The organism is Caballeronia sp. GAWG1-5s-s (genome assembly GCF_023631445.1).
Taxonomy (GTDB): domain Bacteria; phylum Pseudomonadota; class Gammaproteobacteria; order Burkholderiales; family Burkholderiaceae; genus Caballeronia.
The window spans coordinates 16,422-35,768 of sequence record NZ_JALQDC010000020.1; the positions used below are offsets into that span (position 1 = coordinate 16,422).

At 66.5% G+C, this 19,347-nt stretch carries 16 protein-coding genes; 5 read left to right on the forward strand and 11 right to left on the reverse strand.

The features are described 5' to 3' along the window. Positions 1–134: 134 nt before the first annotated feature. On the forward strand, positions 135–2,792 hold the full coding sequence (hpnN, locus tag NCR34_RS13555; RefSeq protein ID WP_250500071.1) for a hopanoid transporter HpnN: 2,658 nt from the start codon (positions 135–137) through the stop codon (positions 2,790–2,792). Further along, positions 2,789–3,748, forward strand: coding sequence for an MlaA family lipoprotein (locus NCR34_RS13560; protein ID WP_502800074.1), 960 nt, complete (start codon positions 2,789–2,791; stop codon positions 3,746–3,748). The genes hpnN and NCR34_RS13560 overlap by 4 nt, the downstream gene beginning before the upstream one ends. A gap of 55 nt (positions 3,749–3,803) precedes the next feature. On the opposite strand, the gene NCR34_RS13565 is transcribed toward NCR34_RS13560, so the two are convergent. From NCR34_RS13565 to NCR34_RS13600, 8 genes are all read right to left on the reverse strand, one after another. Continuing rightward, positions 3,804–4,277 carry an acyl-CoA thioesterase gene (locus NCR34_RS13565; protein WP_250500072.1) on the reverse strand — a complete coding sequence of 158 codons (474 nt, stop codon included), beginning with the start codon at positions 4,275–4,277 and terminating at the stop codon, positions 3,804–3,806. Positions 4,278–4,397: 120 nt separating this feature from the next. After that, on the reverse strand, positions 4,398–5,054 hold the full coding sequence (locus tag NCR34_RS13570; RefSeq protein WP_250500164.1) for a phosphorylase: 657 nt from the start codon (positions 5,052–5,054) through the stop codon (positions 4,398–4,400). Positions 5,055–5,134: 80 nt separating this feature from the next. Next, the gene (gene shc / locus NCR34_RS13575) at positions 5,135–7,114 is read right to left on the reverse strand and encodes a squalene--hopene cyclase (RefSeq protein ID WP_250500073.1); all 1,980 of its coding nucleotides are present in this window, start codon (positions 7,112–7,114) and stop codon (positions 5,135–5,137) included. Then, positions 7,114–8,409 (reverse strand): hydroxysqualene dehydroxylase HpnE, encoded by a 1,296-nt coding sequence (gene hpnE, locus NCR34_RS13580; RefSeq protein ID WP_250500074.1) that lies wholly within the window; start codon positions 8,407–8,409, stop codon positions 7,114–7,116. Before hpnE ends, shc begins: the two co-directional genes overlap by 1 nt. Continuing rightward, positions 8,409–9,257, reverse strand: coding sequence for a presqualene diphosphate synthase HpnD (gene hpnD, locus NCR34_RS13585; protein WP_250500075.1), 849 nt, complete (start codon positions 9,255–9,257; stop codon positions 8,409–8,411). Before hpnD ends, hpnE begins: the two co-directional genes overlap by 1 nt. 213 nt (positions 9,258–9,470) lie before the next feature. Then, the gene (locus NCR34_RS13590; protein ID WP_250500076.1) at positions 9,471–10,412 is read right to left on the reverse strand and encodes a GGDEF domain-containing protein; all 942 of its coding nucleotides are present in this window, start codon (positions 10,410–10,412) and stop codon (positions 9,471–9,473) included. A 12-nt stretch (positions 10,413–10,424) separates the two neighbouring features. Then, positions 10,425–11,048, reverse strand: coding sequence for a chemotaxis protein CheC (locus tag NCR34_RS13595; protein WP_175940774.1), 624 nt, complete (start codon positions 11,046–11,048; stop codon positions 10,425–10,427). Next, positions 11,041–11,409 carry a response regulator gene (locus NCR34_RS13600; protein WP_175940775.1) on the reverse strand — a complete coding sequence of 123 codons (369 nt, stop codon included), beginning with the start codon at positions 11,407–11,409 and terminating at the stop codon, positions 11,041–11,043. The genes NCR34_RS13595 and NCR34_RS13600 overlap by 8 nt, the downstream gene beginning before the upstream one ends. A gap of 703 nt (positions 11,410–12,112) precedes the next feature. Here NCR34_RS13600 and NCR34_RS13605 point away from each other — a divergent pair. Further along, positions 12,113–14,362, forward strand: a complete 2,250-nt coding sequence (locus NCR34_RS13605) for a hybrid sensor histidine kinase/response regulator family protein (protein ID WP_250500077.1) — start codon at positions 12,113–12,115, stop codon at positions 14,360–14,362. A gap of 92 nt (positions 14,363–14,454) precedes the next feature. Then, a complete protein-coding gene (locus NCR34_RS13610) occupies positions 14,455–15,828 on the forward strand; it encodes a hypothetical protein (protein ID WP_250500078.1) in 1,374 nt (457 codons plus the stop codon). 64 nt (positions 15,829–15,892) lie between these two features. Here the strand turns inward: NCR34_RS13610 and NCR34_RS13615 are convergent, their stop codons facing one another. Both NCR34_RS13615 and NCR34_RS13620 read right to left on the reverse strand, forming a co-directional pair. Next, on the reverse strand, positions 15,893–16,444 hold the full coding sequence (locus NCR34_RS13615; protein ID WP_250500079.1) for an NADPH-dependent FMN reductase: 552 nt from the start codon (positions 16,442–16,444) through the stop codon (positions 15,893–15,895). A gap of 588 nt (positions 16,445–17,032) precedes the next feature. Next, positions 17,033–18,007, reverse strand: a complete 975-nt coding sequence (locus NCR34_RS13620; RefSeq protein WP_250500080.1) for an AEC family transporter — start codon at positions 18,005–18,007, stop codon at positions 17,033–17,035. 456 nt (positions 18,008–18,463) lie between these two features. On the opposite strand from NCR34_RS13620, the gene NCR34_RS13625 reads away from it, so the two are divergent. Next, positions 18,464–19,033 (forward strand): lipocalin family protein, encoded by a 570-nt coding sequence (locus NCR34_RS13625; RefSeq protein WP_250500081.1) that lies wholly within the window; start codon positions 18,464–18,466, stop codon positions 19,031–19,033. A 12-nt stretch (positions 19,034–19,045) separates the two neighbouring features. On the opposite strand, the gene NCR34_RS13630 is transcribed toward NCR34_RS13625, so the two are convergent. Beyond that, complete coding sequence (locus tag NCR34_RS13630; RefSeq protein WP_250500082.1) at positions 19,046–19,300, reverse strand: hypothetical protein; 255 nt, start codon at positions 19,298–19,300, stop codon at positions 19,046–19,048. Positions 19,301–19,347: the final 47 nt, after the last annotated feature.

Sequence of the window (19,347 nt, forward strand, 5' to 3'; positions counted from 1 at the left end):
CGGCATCAACCGCCGTCGTTGGACTCGCGGTTCGGCCGCCGAAGCGAAAGCCGGCGCGCGAACGCGGCAGCGTCACTACGCGGCTCGCAATATGCGGTCCGCGAAAATAACAGGTCACACCAGGTAGCGTCTTCATGCTGACGTCCAACATTACCCGCTTCGTCACGCTCGCCATTCGCCGGCCGGCGTGGATTATCGCCGCTTCGATTCTGCTCGGCATCCTCTCCACGATTTATGTCGTTCACCACTTCAAGATCAGCACCGACGTCAGCCAGCTGATCGAAAACGAGCCGGAATGGGCGGCACGCGGCGACGCCATCGAGAAAGCCTTTCCGCAGCGCGGCGCCACGCTGCTGATCGTCGTCGAAGCGCCCGCCGTCGAATTCGCCGATGCCGCCGCGAACGAACTCGCCGCCGCGCTCGCCAAAGAGCCGGACCGCTTCAAGTCGATCTCGCAGCCGGAAGGCGGCGAATTTTTCGCGCACAACGGCCTGCTCTATTTGCCGACCGACAAGGTCGATCAGGTCACGAAGCAGCTGGTTCAGGCGCGCCCGCTCATCAACACGCTGGCGCACGACCCCACGCTCACGGGCCTCGCGCAGACGCTGAACACGACACTCAATGTGCCGTTGATGCTCGGTCAGGTCAATCTCGGCCAAATGGCCAATCTGCTCGGCCGCAGCGCCACGGTGCTGGACCGCGTGCTCGCGAACAAGCCCGGCGCATTCTCATGGCGCGATGTCGCCAGTCCGGGCGGCGACGGGCCCGGCCGCGCCTTTATCACCGTGTTGCCGCAACTCAATTTCAGTGCGCTGAAAGCGGCCGCCGGCACATCCAACGAAATCCGCGCGGTGGCCGCGAAGCTCGGCCTCGACAAGAAGTACGGCGCGACGCTGCATCTGACCGGCGCGCAACCGCTCGCCGACGAGGAATTCGCCTCCGTGCAGGACGGCGCGGCGCTCAACGGCGCGCTCACTTTCCTCGTCGTGCTGATGATTCTCTGGGTCGCGCTGCGCTCGAAGCGCATGATCCTCGCGGTGTTCATCACGCTCTTCGTCGGGCTCTCGGTGACGGCGGCGCTCGGCCTCATGATGGTCCACGCGCTCAACATGATCTCGGTGGCGTTCATGGTGCTGTTCGTCGGGCTCGGCGTGGACTTCGGCATTCAGTTCGGCGTGAAGTATCGCGAGGAGCGACATCGGCACAAGCGGCTCGACGTCTCGCTCGCGGAAACCGCCCGGCACGTCGCCGTGCCGCTCACGCTCGCCGCGACGGCCACCGCCGCGAGCTTCTTCTCGTTCTTGCCGACCGCCTATCGAGGCGTGTCGGAGTTGGGGCTGATCGCGGGCGTCGGCATGTTCGTCGCGTACGTGACCAACATGACGCTCTTGCCCGCGCTTATCAAGGTGTTCGCGCCGCCGGGCGAGGCGAAAGCGCCCGGTTTCCCGATGCTCGCGCCCGTCGACGAATTCCTCGACCGGAATCGCAAGCCGGTGCTGATCGGCACGCTCGTCGTCGTGATCGGCGCGCTGCCGCTGCTCACGCACTTGCGCTTCGACTTCAATCCGCTGCATCTGAAAGACCCGCACACCGAGTCGATGGCGACGCTCATCTCGCTCAAGGACTCGCCCGAAGCCGCGGTGAATGACGTCGCCGTGCTCGCGCCGTCGCTCGCGGACGCGGACCGCATCGCGGCGAAGCTCGACAAGCTGCCCGAAGTGGAACGCGCGACCACGCTGTCGTCGCTCATTCCCGCCGATCAGCCGGCGAAGCTCAAGCTGATCCAGGCCGCCGCCGATCAACTGCTGCCCGCGCTGAATCAGCCCGTGGCGTCGCCGGTGACGGACGCGGTGCGGGTCGCGACGCTCAAGCGCGTGTCGAACCAGCTTTCGCTCGCCGCCGACGAGCATCCCGGCCAAGGGGCGCCCGAAGCGAAGCATCTGTCGGCGACGCTCGCGAAGCTCGCGCAAGCCGACGCCGCCACGCGCGACCGCGCCGAGCACGCGATGGCCGAGCCGCTGCGCCTCGCGCTCGCGCAGCTTCGCGCGCTTCTGCAGCCGACGGAGATCACCCGCGCGACGCTGCCGCCCGCGATGGTCGAGTCGTGGGTGACGCCGGGCGGTCAGGCGCTCGTGAACGTGTCGCCGAAAGCGCCGCCGGGCGTCGATCCGAACGACGACACGCTGCTCGCGCATTTCGCCGATGCCGTGCAGCGCGTCGAGCCGAACGCCATCGGCGGACCGATTTCCGTGCGCCATTCGGCCGAGGTCATCATCACCGCGTTCGAGCATGCCGCGCTGTATTCGCTCATCGCCATCACGGTGCTGCTGTGGCTCGCGCTGCGTCGTTTCGGCGACGTTTTGCGAACTTTGGTACCGTTGCTCGTTTCGGCGATCGTGACGCTGGAGTTGTGCGTCGTCTTCCGCATGCCGCTCAACTTCGCGAATATCATCGCGTTGCCGCTGATGCTGGGTGTCGGTGTCGCGTTCAAGATCTATTTCGTGATGGCGTGGCGGCAAGGACAGACGCGCCTTCTCCAGTCGAGCCTCACGCACGCCGTGATGTTCAGCGCGGCCACCACCGCGACGGCTTTCGGCAGTCTCTGGTTCTCGCATCATCCGGGCACGTCGAGCATGGGGCGGCTTCTGGCGCTGTCGCTTCTGTGCACGCTGATCGGCGCCGTCGTGTTTCAGCCCGTGCTGATGGGCAAACCGCGCAAGGTGCGCGCGGCGGACCGCGCGAGGCTGCGCGCGAGCCAGCGGCATGACAATCTAAGAGGAATTGAAGAATGAGAATGGCTCCAGCGGCGCCTGCCGCTGCCGCGCTTCGCAAGCTGGCGACGAGTTTCGCCGTCGCGGGCGCGCTTTTGATGGCTGGGTGCGCGACGGGTCCGGACCGCAATCCGCACGATCCGCTCGAACCGATGAACCGGACCATCTTCAAGTTCAACGACACGGTCGATAACTACGTGGCGCGTCCCGTCGCGCAGTTCTACGTGAACTGGACGCCGAGTCCGTTCCGCACGGCGGTCAGCAACTTCTTCTCGAATCTGGGCGATTTCAGCAACTTCGCGAACAACCTGCTGCAACTGAAGATCACGGACGCCACGCAGGATTTGATGCGCATCGCGATGAATTCGGTGTTCGGCATCGGCGGGCTGATCGACATTGCATCGCCTGCGGGCTTGCCGAAGCATCATCAGGACTTCGGCCTGACGCTCGGCCATTACGGCGTGCCGTCGGGGCCGTACGTCGTGCTGCCGCTGCTCGGCCCGAGCTCGGTGCGCGATTCGACGACATGGCTCGTCGACTGGCGGGTGAATCCGGTGAGCTATGCGGACTCGGAGATTCGCTGGCCGCTGTATGGCGTGAACTTCGTGAGCGCGCGCGCGGACCTGCTCGGCGCGACCGATCTGCTCTCGCAAGCCGCGCTCGACAAATACGCGTTCGTGCGCGACGCCTACACGCAGCGCCGCCAGTATTTGCTGACCGGCGGCTCGTCGGCGTCGCTGCCCGATTACGGCGACGAAGGCGCGAGCGCGCCCGAAGGAGCAAGCGCGCCGGGCAGCAGCAGCCAGGAGCAAGGACTGCCGAATTACGTCGATCCGGGCGCGGCGGCATCGCCTGCGGGCGGCGTGGGGCCGAAATCGCCGGCGCCGGGCGCGGGCGAGTCGAACACCGCGCCGTCGCCGAGTTCCAGCAAATCGCAGGGCCTGCCTCAGTATCAGGATCCGGCGGAAAGCAAATAAGCCGCAGCCGGCAGTGCTGCAAAGAGAAACGGGCGCTCATGCGCCCGTTTTCGTCTCAATGCGCCGCTTCGGCGGTTTCTTCGCGGCCGATGTCATCGGTCGATGCTTTCGGCGCTTCCACCGCGCGTTGGTCGCGCCGGTACGCTTCGAACAACTCGTCCGCATAGCGAATCTGCGTGCGGCCGTGCGGCGCCGGTTCGCCCTGTCCGTTCAGGTTGACGAACACCATCTTCTCGACGGTCAGAATGCTCTTGCGCGTGATCTTGTTGCGCACTTCGGCGCGCAGCGTGATCGACGTGCGTCCGAAATGCGTCGCGGCGATGCCCAGCTCGATGATGTCGCCCTGCCGCGCCGAGCTGACGAAGTTGATCTCGGACATGAACTTGGTCACGACGCGCTGGTTGCCCAGTTGCGAGATGGCGTAGATGGCGGCTTCTTCGTCGATCCAGCGCAGCAGGCTGCCGCCGAACAACGTGCCGTTAGGGTTGAGGTCTTCGGGCTTGACCCATTTGCGAGTGTGAAAATTCATGGTGCGCTTCCTCTTACGTTCCTGCGATGACCGCGTACTTCACGCAGCCAGCCTAGGGTTTTCCCTGATTATAACCAAGCTGAGGGTTAACCCGCAGAAAGCAAGACCGCGCGAACGAGACTAGTCGAAGGAAAGCGCCCGCGCCTTCTCCATCGCATGACGGGCGTGGACGAGCGTCGCGCGGGCGGCGCGCGCATCGCCTGCGAGCCGCAGAAGCGCGCCGATTTGCGACGGCTGGCGCGCGAGTTCACGCAGGATCGGACCGATAGCGGTGGTGCCGTCATCGCGCAAGCCAGCTGTCGCGGCGGGCGGGAGCGTGCGCCACGCCGGATCGACGACCGCGCGACACACCGCGAACGGCAAGCCGCGCGCCGTCGCGATGGCGCCCGCGATATGCGACTCCATGTCGACCGCGAGCGCGCCCGTCGACGAATGCAGCGACCGCTTGTCGGACTCGCTCGTGACGGGTGCGGCGACGGCAGCCATCGGGCCGCAGCGCGTGATGCGAGCGAGCGGCGAGCCGCCGAAAGCCTCGACGATGCGCTCGGACCACGCGGCATCGGTCGGCAAGGTGCCGAACGGGCCCGACACGCTCTCTGCGACGATCAGCGTTCCCGGCTCCAGATCCGGCGCGAGCCCGCCCGCCGTGCCGAAGCTGATAATGCCCGCGCAGCCCCGCGCCACGGCATCGGACAACGCGCGTTCGAGCCAGTCGGCGCGCGCGGCGAACACGGCATCGACGCCGCGCCCGCGCGCGATCTTCGCCTCGAACGCCATGCCTGTCACCGCGACGACCGGCGCGTTCGCGGCAGCGCCCGAGGCAGGCGAAAGCGCGGCCGTGCGTGCGTCGCGCGCGTTCACATGCCCGCCGTCACGCGCGTTTCGCCTTCGCGCGTCAGGTTGCGGTATCGCGCGAGCGCCCACAACGGGAAGAACTTGCGATAGCCGTGATAGCGCAGATAGAACACGCGCGGAAAACCCGTCGCGGTGAAGCGCGTTTCGTCCCAGAGGCCGTGCGCCTGCTGCGTCCGGATCAGATACTCGATGCCCCGCGCGACCGCCGGATGTTCGACGAGCCCGGCCGCCATCAGGCCGAGCAGCGCCCACGCCGTCTGCGACGCGGTGCTCGGCGCCTGTTCGTAGCCCCGATAGTCGAGCTTGTAGCTCTCGCCGTCCTCGCCCCAGCCGCCGTCCGCATTCTGAATGCCGATGAGCCATTCCGCGCCGCGCTTCATGCGCGAATCCGTTGGCGCGACGCCCGCCGCGTTCAGCGCGCACAGCGCCGACCACGTGCCGTACACGTAGTTCATGCCCCAACGCCCGTACCAGCTTCCGTCGCGCTCCTGATTCTTCACGATGTAGTCGAACGCGCGGCGCGCCGGCTCGCTGTTCGCGGGCGTTTCGCCGAGTTGCGCGAGCATCGAAAGACAGCGCGCGGAGACGTCGACGGTCGGCGGATCGAGCAGCGCGCCGTGGTCCGAGAACGGGATGTTGTTCAGGTAATACTGCGTGTTTTCCGGTTCGAACGCGCCCCAGCCGCCGTCGCTGCTCTGCATGCCGACGACCCATTCGCGCGCGCGGGAAATCGCCTCGTCGAACATGGGCGTGCCGTTCTCGCGGCCGGCGCGCTCCATCGCCATCGCGACGACGGCGGTGTCGTCGACATCCGGATAGTGCGGGTTCGCGAACTGGAACGCCCAGCCGCCCGGCCGCACGTTCGGACGGCGCGAAATCCAGTCGCCGCGCACGTCGAGAATCTGCAACGGACGCAGCCATTCGAGGCCGCGCGCGACGGCGGCGCGCGCCTTCGGCATGCCGGTTTCGAGCAACGCGTGCGCCGCGAGCGACGTGTCCCAAACGGGCGACAGACACGGCTGACAGTACGCCTCGCCATCGTCCGCTTCGTCGATGACGAGCAGCTTGTCGACCGACTTACGCGCGATCGCGCGGTTCGGATGCTCGGGCGGATAGCCGAGCACGTCGTACATCATCACGGCGTTGGCCATGGCCGGGAAGATGGCGCCGAGGCCGTCTTCGCCGTTCAGCCGCTCGTCGACGAAGCGCACCGCCTCCGCGATCGCGCGCTCGCGGCCGGCTTTCGGGAATGCGCTATCGGTTGCGCGCAGCACCGTATCGACCATGCGGAAAAAAGTGAACCAGCCGCGGCTTTGATGCCCCGCGCGCTCCGGCATGCCGGTGTTCACGGGCGCGTCGGTGAACACCTCGTCGATGCGCACGCCGCGCGGATTGCGCGCCACCGGCCGCTTCGCGTTCAGCACGAGCAGCGGCACGATCACCGTGCGCGCCCAGTACGACACCTTCGACAGGTGGAACGGAAACCACATCGGCAGCCGCATGATTTCGACGGGCATCATCGGCACCGCGCGCCACGAGACCACGCCGAAGAGCGCCAGCAGAATGCGCGTGAAGACGTTGACCTTTTCCGCGCCGCCCGCCGCGAGAATGGCGCGGCGCGCGCGCTGCATGTGCTCCGCATCGGGCGAATCGCCGATCATCTTCAGCGCGAAGTACGCCTTCACGGTCGCGGAGACGTCCATCGCGCCGTCCGTGAAAAGCGGCCAGCCGCCGTCTGCGCGCTGAATGCGGCGCAGATAGCGGCCGATCTTCGCTTCCAGCTTGTCGTCAGCCGTCTCGCCGAGGTAATGCACGAGCAGCACGTATTCAGCCGGAATCGTTGCGTCGGCTTCCAGTTCGTAGAGCCAATAGCCTTCGGGAAACTGCGCCGCGAGCAGCGCGTCGGTGGCGTGGGTGACGGCGTGGTCCAGCGCGGCATTCGACGCCGGCGCGCCCACGGCCGACAGGGATAAATCGTTCATCAGCGTTCCATCGATGGGTTCAACAGCGCATCCGCGGCCTTCTGGCCGGAGCGGATCGCGCCTTCGATCGTCGCGGGGAGGTCCGTTGCCGTCCAGTCGCCCGCGAGCGTGAGATTGGGCCAGCGCGTGCGCGTCGCGGCCCGCAAGCCTTCCTGCGAGGGCACCGCCGCGAAGGTCGCGCGTTCTTCCGCAATGACCTGCCACGGCGGCATCGGCACGGGCGGCAGGCGCACGGCTTTCGCCACGTCGCGCCAGGCAGCCGCCGCGATGTCCTCGTGCGGCGTCGATAGCAGCCGATCCGCGCTGACGATGGTCGCCGTGAGCCGGCCATCGCCTGCGCAGAGCCAGTCCGCCGCGCCGTTCACGAAGAACGTCAGCCGCTCCGAGCCGATCGAACCGATCGAACCGATCGGCGCATCCACCGCGAAGTGCACGGTGACGATCGCGCGGAATTCGTCCGGCGCGACGATTTCCGGCACCAGCGCGCGCGCCGCGTCGGGCGGCACCGCGAGCACGACGCCATCGCCCGGTCCGAGCGCGACAGACTCGCCCGCGCCCTCGAAAGCGAGCGAGCTTACCCGTTCCTTCGAATCCGTGCCCGAAAAACCGATGTTCGTCGCCCGCGCGCCGAGCCGGATGTCCGCGCCGCCGTACTGCAAAAGCCGCAGCGCGGGCTCGACGAACGCATGCGCCACGCCGTTCTTCGCGATGAGCGGCCGGCACGCCTGGCCGCCCGCCGCCAGCGTTTCGCGCAGCAGATGCGACGCGACCGTCGCGCTCGCTTCCGCCGGGTCGGCGTTCAGCAGCGTGCGCAACAGCGGCCGCGCGAGCCGCTCCCACACGCGGCCGCGCGCGCGCATCGACTCCTCGACGGTGCGCCCCGGCTTGCCGAAAAAGAGCGGCAGCATGGGCAGATAATCGGCGGGCTGCGTGCCGGGCAGACGCGCCTCGGCGTCGAAGATCCAGCGCGGCAGGCGTCCCGGCGTCATGCGGATGGTCCACGCCTGCCCGCTCGCGGCATCGAAAAAAGGATAGTCGGGCTGGGTCGGGCCGCCGATGCCATCCGCGGAACTGATCGCGCGCAGAAAGCCGAGCGTGGCGTGATCGCCCGAGAGCAGCAGATGACAGCCGTTATCGACCGTCATGCCGAGCTTCGCGTCGAAGTACGAGCGGCTGCGGCCGCCTGCGCGAGACGCCGATTCGTGGAGCACGACGCGCGCTCCGCGCCGCTGCGCCTGCACCGCGGCGGCGAGACCGGCGAGCCCGGCCCCGACGACGTGTACGGTCCCGGACATCAGAGAAGATTGCGCGCGACGATCCAGAGCAGGCGCGCACGCGGCGTGCGCACGCGCGGGCGCGGCAGGTCGAAGCCGCGTTTCAGGTTCGCCTCGAGCACGGCGCGATACGCCGCCGACATGATGCGCGGCGCGCGCACTTCGTGGCGCGGCGATGCCGCCATGATCGCGTCGGACTGCGCGTAGTGGCCCTTCGCGCGCTCGGCCAGCACGGCGCACACGCGCGGGAGCCGCGCATCGCCGACGATCGCCGCCGCGTTGCTCGTCGCGATGCCTTCGCGCGCGAGCAGTTCGCGCGGCAGATAAACGCGGCCGATGGCGGCATCTTCGTCGATATCGCGCAGGATGTTGGTGAGTTGCAGCGCGCGCCCGAGGTGATGCGCGAGCCGCCGGCCCGCGTCCTCCTGCATCCCGAAGATTCTCACCGACAGCCGCCCGACCGCGCTCGCGACGCGGTCGCAATACAGGTCGAGCGTGGCTTCGTCGGGCGCAACGATGTCGCCGGCGGCGTCCATCGCCATGCCGTCGATCACGGCGTGAAAGTCGTCGCGGGAAAGATGGAAAGCGTGGATATGGCGGGTCAGCGCCTCGAGGGAGCGCTTCGGCGCGCCGCGATAGCAGGCGTCGATGTCCTCGCGCCAGCCTTCCAGCGCGAGCGCGCGTTCGCGGCGCGGCAACGCGCCTTCGTCGGCGATATCGTCCACCGCGCGGCAAAAGGCGTAGATCTGGTACATCGCGTCCCGCTGCGCAGCCGGAAGGATGCGCATGGCGAGATAGAACGAACTGCCCGACGATGCCTTCGCGGCCTCGGTGGTGGATTCGTCGGCGATGAAATTGGAAACGGCCAAGACGGACTCCGCTGTGGCGCCCCCAAGGGCAAATTAAGAGATCGGGCGCCGGTTCCGACGATCCCGTCGAGCGCGCGGAACGACGTGGCGCTGAAGAGGGAATGACCGAAGGAGACGGCCGGCGCGCGCCGGCTGCGAACTGCGCCGGAAGCGGCTAGGAGTATACCAATGATTCGGCCCGATTGCGCCTTGCGGCGGCGCGCGTGGCCGCGATCAGGCGAAGCCGACCGAACGGTTGCGCCCCTCGCGCTTCGCCACGTACAGCGCGGCGTCGGCTTCGTTGATGAGCGCCTCGTAAGACGACGTCACCTCGCGCCGCGCGCACGCCACGCCGACGCTCGCCGTCACCGGCACGCGCGCGCCCTGCACGTCGATAGGCGTTTCGCAGATCGAATGGCGCACTTTCTCCGCGACGATCATCGCGTCGTCGTAGTTCGTGCACGGCAGAAGCAGCGCGAATTCCTCGCCGCCGAAGCGCCCGAACACGTCCTGCACGCGCACGGTCGCCGCAACGCGCTCGGCCATCACGCGCAGCACCGTGTCGCCGACCAGATGGCCGAGTTCGTCGTTGATGCGCTTGAAGTGGTCCAGATCGAACAGCAGCATCGACAGATCGCCGCCGTAGCGTTGCCAGCGCGAGAATTCGTCGCGAATGCGCAGCTCGAAATAACGCCGGTTCGCGATGCCGGTCAGGCCGTCGCGGTCGGCGAATTCCTGCAGCTTGGCCACGGCTTCGTCGCGAGCGCGCTGCATCATGCTCGCGTGGGTGGCATCGGCAATGGTCACGCAGACGGCGCGCACTTCGCGCTCGTGGGTGAGCGGCATGAACGTGCAGTCCTGCTGCATGAAGTCGACGCCGCCGGTGATCGGCCGGTCGTGATCGAACTTGAAGAGATACGGCCGCTGCTCCCAGGAACTGAACGCGAAGCTGCCGAGCTGAAACACGCTCTCGACCTTGCGCGTGAGCCACACGCGCGGCAGTTCCGGAAAGCTCGCGAAGATCGACTTGCCCGTCACCTGCGCGGCCGTCTTGCCGCTGTGGTCCGCCATGAAGCGGTTCCACATGAGCACGTTCAGATCGCGGTCCAGCACGAAAATGCCGAAGCCGACGCGCTCGATCACCAGTTCGCTCAGCACATGCCGCAGTTCTTCCATATCGGCGCGGCGTCAGAAGCTGGAAAGCAGCGCGTCGAGCGCCTCGTTCAGATGCGCAATGGCGTCTTCCGCCATCAGCATCACCAGATGCGCGCGAAAGCTGTGATCCTCCAGCGCGAAGTTGACTTCGAGCAGGAGCGCGGTCTTCCACGCGAGCATCGCGGGCTGGAAGACTTCTTCCAATGCGAGTTCCGCGCCGAGCATGCCGGGCGGCGAGAAGATCGGCGCGCGGCCGAGCCGGTCCAGAATGCACGACACGCACGCGCCGATCAGCACCGTCGCCACGTCAAAGACGAGTTCCGTGCGCGTGGTCGCTTCGTAGGTGGACTTGGTATAGGGATCGTCGACGAGCGCGCAGAGGTCATCGACGCTGCCGCTCTTGCACAGCACGATCGCCTCGCCCTTGATGTCCGAGCGAAAGCCCTGGCGCACGGCGGTTACGGCGTCGGTGATGCCGGTCATCTCGCGCAGCGCGGCGGACGCTTCGGACACGTTGACCACGCGCACGCGCGGCACCGACAGTTCGATGAAGGTGCCGAGCAGCTTCGACAGGCGCGTGGCGGCCTGGCCCATCGCCATGTTGGCGACTTCCTGCAGCGCGTCGCGCTGGTCTTCGTTGAGGGCGGGTTCAACCATGGAGACCGTACTCCTTCAAAACGGGACGCAGCGCTTCGGGCGTCACGGGCTTCGGCAGGAACGCAATGGCGCCGAGCGCGCGCACGCGTTCCTGCGCGAGCGGTTGCACGTCGGCGGAAACGACGATCACGAACGTGTTCAGGTCTTCGTGCTGAAGCGCGTCGAGAACCTGATAGCCGGTCATGTCCGGCATCGTCAGATCGAGAAACATGACGGATGCGCGGCCCGCGCGATACAACTCGAGCGCCTCGCGTCCATTGGTCGCGTAGGAGATATCGACGTCCCAGTCCGCGGGCAATGCGCGCGTCAACACCTTGCGCGCGAGCAGGGAATCATCGGCAATGACAATCGGCAAAGGCATGGTCGGTCGAATCGGTGGGCGTTCGTGGCGGACGGGAAGCACGGCCTACACGGCATGCTCTCGTAGGCGTTTACGGCGCGACTGCGGAGTTCTTTAGGGAGACAGGCGGCGCGTTCGTCGCCAGCCGCCGATGGCGGGCGAAAGCGAATGCAAAAGCGCCCAAGCGGCGCGGCTTTGCGGCGCGATCAAACGGTACGCGGCGAGCGCGCACCCGAGCGTCTGGTTCGGCGTCATGTTGCCTTGCCCCGTGCGTCGTCCGGGCGGCGAGCGGCGCCGGACCTTGGCCTTTTGTTCTGTCGCCCGCTCGCGCGGCGCGCGAAAGCGAGCTATTTGTCTCCGACATCCGCTCTGGCGGCAGATTAATCGGAAGAATGCATTGTCGGCTTCGATGCGCGCAAAAGCAACTCGCCGGCGCGCGGTTCGGGGATTGTTATACTCGTCTTTCGGTCGACACAAGAAAATCCTTTCCCGGCTGAGGCTGCGCGAATTGTCTGCTGCTTCGCTGTACGTTTGCGCTACGGATTTTTTCGCTAACTACGCACTGCACGCGCGTGCGAAACCAGCGCGTCAATGCGCTGCGGTCTGCGCCAATGGCACATTTCCTGCATGCTCCAGACGATTACCCCGCGCGCGCCCCGCGCGCCGTTAATCGAACGGTTGATCGCGCCAAGGGTCGAGTAAAGTTTTCCACTTCGCTGCCAAAATGACGCTGCAACGTGAGGAGCACGACGCCGAGCCTTCCGCCGTAACGCGGCAGGAAGAACCGCCTTTTCCGGTCGTCCCCGAGCGCAACTTCGCCGCGCAGCGCATGACGCTCTACGCGCTGCTCGTCGCGGCCGTCGTGCTTCCGTGCGTGTACGTCGCCATCACCGCGATCTCCGACTACCGCGCGCGCGTCGCGAGCGCGTCCGACGCCGTCGCGCGCAACGCGAGAATCGCGGAGGAGCAGGCGCTCAAAGTCTTCGATCTGAACGTCACGCTGAACGAACGCATCGTCGATCTGCTCGACGACCTCGACGCGGACGCGATTCGCCGCGAAGACGCCGTCGTCCACGCGCGCCTGAGCCAGATGATCGGCCACTACCGGCAGGTGTCGGCGGCGTCGGTGTTCGGTCCGGACGGCCGGTTGCTCGCCACGAGCCGCGCATGGCCGACGCCCGATGTCACGGTGGGCACCCGCGAGGACTTCGCCAGCCTGCGCGCCGACAGCCGGCTCGCGCAGATTTCACGCGTGATGCTGGGCAAAGTGGCCGGCGAGCGCGTGTTCAATACGGCCGTCGCACGCAAGACGCCCGACGGTCAGTTTGCCGGCATGGTGTCGATCGCGCTGCGCCCGTCGTACTTCAATGACTTCTATCGCGAACTGCTCGGCGACAGCCCGACTGTGTCGATCGGTCTGACCCGCGCCGACGGCGAAGTGCTCGCGTGGTATCCCGAGCGGCCGCCCGACCGCATGGCGCTCGCCGCGAGTTCGCCGTTGCGCGAGGCGTATCGCGCCGGCACGCACGACGGCGTCATGAAAATGGTCTCGGGGCTCGACAACGAGTTGAAGATCGTCGCGTTTCGCCGGGTCGGCGATTATCCGCTCTATGTATCGAGCGGCTTCCCCGTCGAGACCATCTGGACGCAGTGGTACCGCCATCTGAGCGTGCTGGCGCTGTCGATCCTCGCGCCGTGCGTCGTGCTGTGGGGCGTGATCGGGCAGTCATTGCGGCGGCTCGCCAAAGAGGAAGAAGCGTGGGAACGCTGGCAGGCCGAGGCGTCGATGCGTCGCTCGATCGAATCCGCGTACCGGCAGGCGCGCAAGATGGAGGCGCTCGGCAATCTCGTCGGCAGCGTCGCGCACGACTTCAACAACCTGCTGATGATCGTCTCCACGAACGTGCAGATCGCGCGGCGGCGCGGCCCCATCGGGCTCGATCGCGAACTGACGGCGATGGAGCGCGCGTTGAAGAACGGCCAGTCGCTCACGCGGCAGTTGCTCGGCGTCGCGCGCAAGCAGCCATTGCGCAGCGAGGTCATCGCCATCGGCAAATGGGTGACGGCGGAGCGCGAACTGCTGCGCGCGTCGCTCGGCGCGAAGGTCGCACTGCACTCGGAGGTCGCGGCCGACGTGTGGACGATTCGCGTCGATCCGGCCGAACTGGAACTCGCGCTCATCAACGTGGCCGTGAACGCGCGCGACGCGATGCCGAACGGCGGCACGTTCACCGTGCGCGCCGACAACGTGCGCTTTCGCCACGAGGACGGCTTTCCGCTCATCGGCGAATTCGTGCAGATTTCGCTGGAGGACACGGGCGTCGGCATGAGCGCTGACGTGCTCGCCCGCGCGTTCGAGCCGCTTTTCACGACGAAGCCGAAAGGCATGGGCACCGGGCTCGGTCTGCCGCAGGTCTTCGCGTTCTGCGAGCGCGCGGGCGGGCTCGCGACCATCGACAGCGCCATCGGCGCGGGCACCTCGGTGCGTCTCTATCTGCCGCAGGCCGCGGCGACGGACGCGCCTCACGCGGAACCGGAGCAGGCCGCTTCGACGCCGCAGGAGGCGGACGGCCTGCGCGTGCTGCTCGTCGAAGACAACGAGGAAGTCGCCGCCGGCACGGAGGCGCTGCTCACGATGATGGGTCATCGCGTGACGTACGTTTTCAACGCCGACACCGCGATGACGCTGCTCGAAGCGGCTCGGGAGAACATGGCGGTGTCGGGCTTTCCGTTCGATGTCGTGCTGTCGGACATCCACATGCCGGGGCAGCTCAACGGCATCGATCTCGCCGAACGCATGCAGCGGTTCGAGCCGCGCATTCCCGTCATCCTCGTCACCGGCTATGCCGAAGAACTCGACCGCGCCCGCCAAGTGGATGCGCGTGTGCTCGCCAAGCCCTTCGACATCGCGCTGCTGGATACGCTGCTGCGCGGCATTCGCGAGGAACACGCCGTGCGTTCCGTCGACCGCTAACCGCCTCCGGCACGACTGTTGCGTGAGCAAACGCATGTGCGGCAACCCGGCGTTGCCGATCCGCGGAATCCGCTCAACGAGAGGAGACGACCATGCGACACACCGTCATCGGAGTATTCGATACCTACGCCCAGGCCGAGGATGCGCGCTCGGCGCTCGTTACCGCGGGCTTCGCGCGCGGCGATATCGAGCTCCAGGCGAACCCGAAGCGGGACGATGCCGCGCAGCCGTCGAGCTTGAGCGACGCCGAGACGCACGCGCAACCCGGCGTGCTCGCCAACATCGAGCGGTTCTTCAGCATGCTTTTCGGCGGACGCGATCAGCCGCCCGAAGTCGCGCATTATTCGGAAGCGGTGCGCCGGGGCGCGGTGCTCGTCGCCGTCGATACGCCGAGCGAGGCGCAAGCCGATATCGCGCGCACGACGTTGACCGACTGCGGCGCGATCGACATCGACGAACGCGCGGCGAGCTGGTCGACGCTTTCGCAGGGCGCGACCGCCACGCCGCCCACGACCGCCGATGACCGCGATCACTCCATTCTCGACGAACTCGGCCTCGGTCGCGGCAGCGGCGTTCCGGGCCGCGATCCTGTGAATCCGCCGCGTGCGGATGTGCCGCGCGCCCGCGCTTATCCGCGCTCGGACGCGCCGGTTGCCGATCCGGTCGCGCCGCCGATCGTCGACCCGCTCGCCGGTCCGCTCGGCGATCCGCTGCTCGATCCGATCGGCGAGCCGCGCACGCCGGCGGGCGGCGGAATCGGCAGCGAGACCGGCGCGGAAGCTTTCACGCGCACCGATCCCGCGACGCTGACCTCGCGCGACTACGTGACCGACCCCGCCGACGATCCGCTGATGCCGGCGACGCGCCCGCAGCGCGGCACGCCGGAGCCGTCGACGACACAATACGAACAGGTCGAAACGAAGCCGGCGAGCACCCCGCAAGGACAGGCGCAAGCGCAGACGCAGACCGATCCGCTGACCGGCGTGCACGTCGATCCGAACACGGACTGGCGCTCCATCGACACGATCGAGCCGCTAAGCACGCTGGACGAGCCCGCCAAGCCGCAGCAATTGAACATGCAGAATCAGGTGCAATCGCAGTCGATGCCCGCGATGGGCGCGGCGGGCGATCCGATCGGCACGTCGGCGGCGTCGCAGGCCGCGGTTCCGCTCGGTCCGCGCACGGTGCCGAACGAGTACATGGAGTACGAAGAAGACTTCCGCGCCGACTACGCCACGAAGTACGCGACGACCGGCGAGCCGTACGAGGACTATGAAAGCGCGTATCGCTACGGCGCGACGCTCGGCAACGACGAGCGTTTCCGCAACCGCGCGTGGGACGACCAGATGGAGTATGAAATGCGGCGGGACTGGGAGAGCCGCCATCCCGAAGGCGATACGTGGGACCGCTTCAAGGCGGCGATCCGCCACGGCTGGGATCGCGTGACGGGGCAACATCACGCGTAACCGGCGATCCCCGCTTCAATGACGACGGCCCGCTCGCGCGGGCCGTTGTCGTTTGCGGAACGCCTCAGGCGGCGAAATCGCGCACCCACGCGACGTATCGGTCCATGAAGGTCTGCAAGAACTTGCGCGTGTCTTCGCTGACGATATTCCCGTTCGCGTCGATGCGGTTTTCGTCGTGCTTGATGTACATCTCCGGCTGACCCATCAGCGCGACGTCGAGGTACGCGCACACGCTGCGCAAATGCGCTTGCGCGAGCGCCGTGCCAATGGCGCCGACCGACGTGCCGATGACGGCGCCCGGCTTGCCGCCCCACGCGCTTTGCCCCCACGGCCGCGAGCCCCAGTCGAGCGCGTTTTTCAGCACGCCGGGAATCGAGCGGTTGTATTCGGGCGTGACGAACAGCAGCCCGTCGGCTTCCGAAATCTTCTGCTTGAGCGTGCGCGCGGCTTCGGGGAAGTCGCTGTCGTATTCCTGGCTATAGAGCGGCAAGCTGCCGATGTCCAGATGCTCGAAAGTGAAATCGCTCGGCGCGAGCGATTCCAGCGCGTGGGCGAGCTGCCGGTTGAACGAATCCTTGCGCAGGCTTCCCACGACCACCGCGATCTTGTACGCCATGATATTTCCCCCGTCGAAAGGATGAGATTGAACCACCGATACGTCATCTGTAACCGACGCCAGAGCAATCATAGGCCCATCGTCAGGCGATCGTCACCGGGATGCTGCGCCAGGCGACCGGCTTCGTTTTTGTAATCAATCGCGCAGTCCAGCTCGCGCCGCATGAACACTCGCTTCGCGGCCAGCTATCCCCACGTTTATCCACAGAAACTGTGGATAAGTCCGGGTAACGGTCGGCGCGCGTCGATTTTCGATTCACGAACGAAACAAAACGCAGCGGCGAGCCGGTTTGCGTGCGATGTGAACGCCTCTCATTGACCGAAGAAGACGTTGCATTGCGCGGCCGAGCCCTGACAGGTCGACGGCTGCGAATCTGCCGCGTGCGCACCGCCGGCAGCTGCGAAAAGAGCGACGGATGCGGCGAGAATGGAAAGAATGCGCTTCATGATATGCCTCCACAGAGTTCGTTGACCGACCGGTCGGACCGGTTGAGGCGAACTTTATCGGGCCGGCGACAGCGGAAAAAGCGGCTTCGGCCGAAGTGATTTTTGCCGCGATTGCAATAATCGTGGCCCGCTCGCGGCAACGTCACAACATCAGCGCGAGACAGAGCGTGACCGTGACGAGCGACAGCACGGTCGAAAAAAGGATCGTGCTCGACGTCACGCTGGCCTCGCGCCGGTAGAACTCGGCGAGCATGAACGGGCCGGTGCCGGTCGGCAGCGCGCTGAGAATCACGGCGGTTTTAGCCCACAGCGGCGGCAGCGCGAACACATGAACCGCGAGCCACCACGTCAGAAGCGGCTGCGCCAGGAGCTTGAGCGCGACCAGTGCGCTCGTCGTCCGCAGGTTGCGCGCTTCGCCCTTCGCGCCGAGAAACAGGCCGAGCGCAACGAGCGCGCACGGACTCGCCGCGCCGCCGAGCAGCTTGATGAGTGCTTCCGCGCCTTCGGGCACCGCCACGCCGCTGCCGCTCATCAACGCGCCCGCGACCGGCGCGATCAGAAGCGGATTCTTGCCGAGCGACTTCGCCACGCGCCACAGCGTCGCGCCGATACCGCTTCCCGCTTGCAAGCCGAGTTCGATCAGCACGATCGCAATGCCGAAAAGCACGCACACGGTCATGATCGTCGCGATGACGGCGGGCGCGAGGCTCGGCTTGCCGAACGCGAGCAGGCAGAGCGGCAAGCCCACGAAGCCTGTGTTCGGGTAGGCGGCGTTCAGCCCGTCGATGCTGGCATCGGCGAGCGGACGCGCTTGCATCAACCGCACGCCGAGCGTCAGCACGAACACGACCGCCGATCCGATGCCGAATACCGCGATGAACGCTGGCTGATCGAGCGTCTTCAACGGCGTCTTCGCCATGATGTCGAAGAGCAGCGCCGGGAGCGCGAGATAGACGACGAAGCGGTTCAGTTCGGACGCCGCCGTGGGCCCGAGCTTGTTGAGCTTGCGGCACGCATAGCCCGCGGCGATCAGGCCGAAGACGGGCAAGATGATGGTGACGAGCGGACCGAGCAGCGACGAGAGAAACGCAACGGGCGAAGAAACCGGCGATGACATGAAGAACGGAGCGCGAGCCAAATCGAAAGTGCCGAAAGCATACCCGCAGACCGATAGGTGAGATGTTTCGGGAGCTGCGGGACGGTGAGGAGTGCTGCGCCGAGGGGTCTCACTTTTCGATCCGGCGAACGCGTGACAAAGCTTTCACTAACCCACGCAACTCGTTGATTGCAGACAGAACGCGGGTTTCGCCGATTTTGCGCGTTGCGGACGCACTCGCTCGACGTTTCCCTGTCGTTGGGTCGCTGCGCTGTGAGGTGAGACGTTTCGGGAGGCGGCGGGCGCGGCCGAACGCGCGATCGGCTTATGAAAAAAAGCCTAGAAACGGCAACAACTTGGGAGTAAGCCGGTCGCGCTCAGCACCGCGCTGCAACGTCGAAAGGTGAGACTTTCCGGGACCGCTCGCGTCGGAACGGTCATTGCTATCGAATCGATCTCTAACCGAATCTGAAGCCAATGAAATCACGACGACCTTGGGCGTACGGCGCCGCGGCGCTGATAGCGATAGGAGGCATCGGCGCGCTCGCGGCCTATGGGCTGAAAGGCGCGAAGCGCAGCGGCAACGAGCAGGTGCCGGAGCCGTCGAAGGCCGTGGACCTCGACCGCTATCTCGGCCACTGGTTCGAATTCGCCCGCTACGAAAATCGCTTCGAACGCAATTGCGAGGCCGTCACCGCCAACTACGCGCGGCGCGAGGACGGGCTCATTTCAGTCATCAACGCGTGCCGGGAAGGCAGCCTGACCGGGCGATACCGGTCGGCGGAAGGACGCGCGAAGGTCGTGCCCGGATCGAACGGAACGAAGCTCAAAGTCTCGTTTTTCGGCCCGTTCTATGTCGGCGACTACTGGATTCTCGATCACGCCGACGACTATTCGTGGTCGATCGTCGGCGAGCCGACGGGGCGCTATCTGTGGATTCTCACGCGCGAAGCCCGCCCATCGGCCGAACTGCGCCGCACGCTGCTCGTACGCGCCGCCGCGCTCGGCTACGACACCACGATGCTGCGCGAGACGCAGCACGACTGAGCGTGTTGCGGCTCAGCTCGCCTTGCACGCGAGCAGCAGCGAATTCTGGCTGTTGTCGCTCGACTGATCGAGCACGTCGTAGCCGGCGGGACACGCGACCTTCGCGTTATCGGTACACAGACGCCAGCCGCCATAGGCCGGACAGGTGACGAGTTGCGTCGGCCGGCCGTCGGCGGAAAAAAGCGGCGGCGCGCTGCTGCATCCGCCGAGCGCCCACGCGCTCGCAGCGAGCATGACGATATGGCCGATTGCCTTGCCGAGCTTCATCCCGCACCCCTTGTTTTCAGGTCGTTATTCTTGATTGCGTCGTCTCG

Bases quoted from the DNA above. Each gene is read 5' to 3' on its own strand.
- hpnN (WP_250500071.1), top strand. From the start codon at position 135: ATGCTGACGTCCAACATTACCCGCTTCGTCACGCTCGCCATTCGCCGG.
- NCR34_RS13560 (WP_502800074.1), top strand. From the start codon at position 2,789: ATGAGAATGGCTCCAGCGGCGCCTGCCGCTGCCGCGCTTCGCAAGCTG.
- NCR34_RS13565 (WP_250500072.1), bottom strand. From the start codon at position 4,277: ATGAATTTTCACACTCGCAAATGGGTCAAGCCCGAAGACCTCAACCCT.
- NCR34_RS13570 (WP_250500164.1), bottom strand. From the start codon at position 5,054: ATGGCGTTCGAGGCGAAGATCGCGCGCGGGCGCGGCGTCGATGCCGTG.
- shc (WP_250500073.1), bottom strand. From the start codon at position 7,114: ATGAACGATTTATCCCTGTCGGCCGTGGGCGCGCCGGCGTCGAATGCC.
- hpnE (WP_250500074.1), bottom strand. From the start codon at position 8,409: ATGTCCGGGACCGTACACGTCGTCGGGGCCGGGCTCGCCGGTCTCGCC.
- NCR34_RS13590 (WP_250500076.1), bottom strand. From the start codon at position 10,412: ATGGAAGAACTGCGGCATGTGCTGAGCGAACTGGTGATCGAGCGCGTC.
- NCR34_RS13595 (WP_175940774.1), bottom strand. From the start codon at position 11,048: ATGGTTGAACCCGCCCTCAACGAAGACCAGCGCGACGCGCTGCAGGAA.
- NCR34_RS13600 (WP_175940775.1), bottom strand. From the start codon at position 11,409: ATGCCTTTGCCGATTGTCATTGCCGATGATTCCCTGCTCGCGCGCAAG.
- NCR34_RS13605 (WP_250500077.1), top strand. From the start codon at position 12,113: ATGACGCTGCAACGTGAGGAGCACGACGCCGAGCCTTCCGCCGTAACG.
- NCR34_RS13610 (WP_250500078.1), top strand. From the start codon at position 14,455: ATGCGACACACCGTCATCGGAGTATTCGATACCTACGCCCAGGCCGAG.
- NCR34_RS13615 (WP_250500079.1), bottom strand. From the start codon at position 16,444: ATGGCGTACAAGATCGCGGTGGTCGTGGGAAGCCTGCGCAAGGATTCG.
- NCR34_RS13620 (WP_250500080.1), bottom strand. From the start codon at position 18,007: ATGTCATCGCCGGTTTCTTCGCCCGTTGCGTTTCTCTCGTCGCTGCTC.
- NCR34_RS13625 (WP_250500081.1), top strand. From the start codon at position 18,464: ATGAAATCACGACGACCTTGGGCGTACGGCGCCGCGGCGCTGATAGCG.
- NCR34_RS13630 (WP_250500082.1), bottom strand. From the start codon at position 19,300: ATGAAGCTCGGCAAGGCAATCGGCCATATCGTCATGCTCGCTGCGAGC.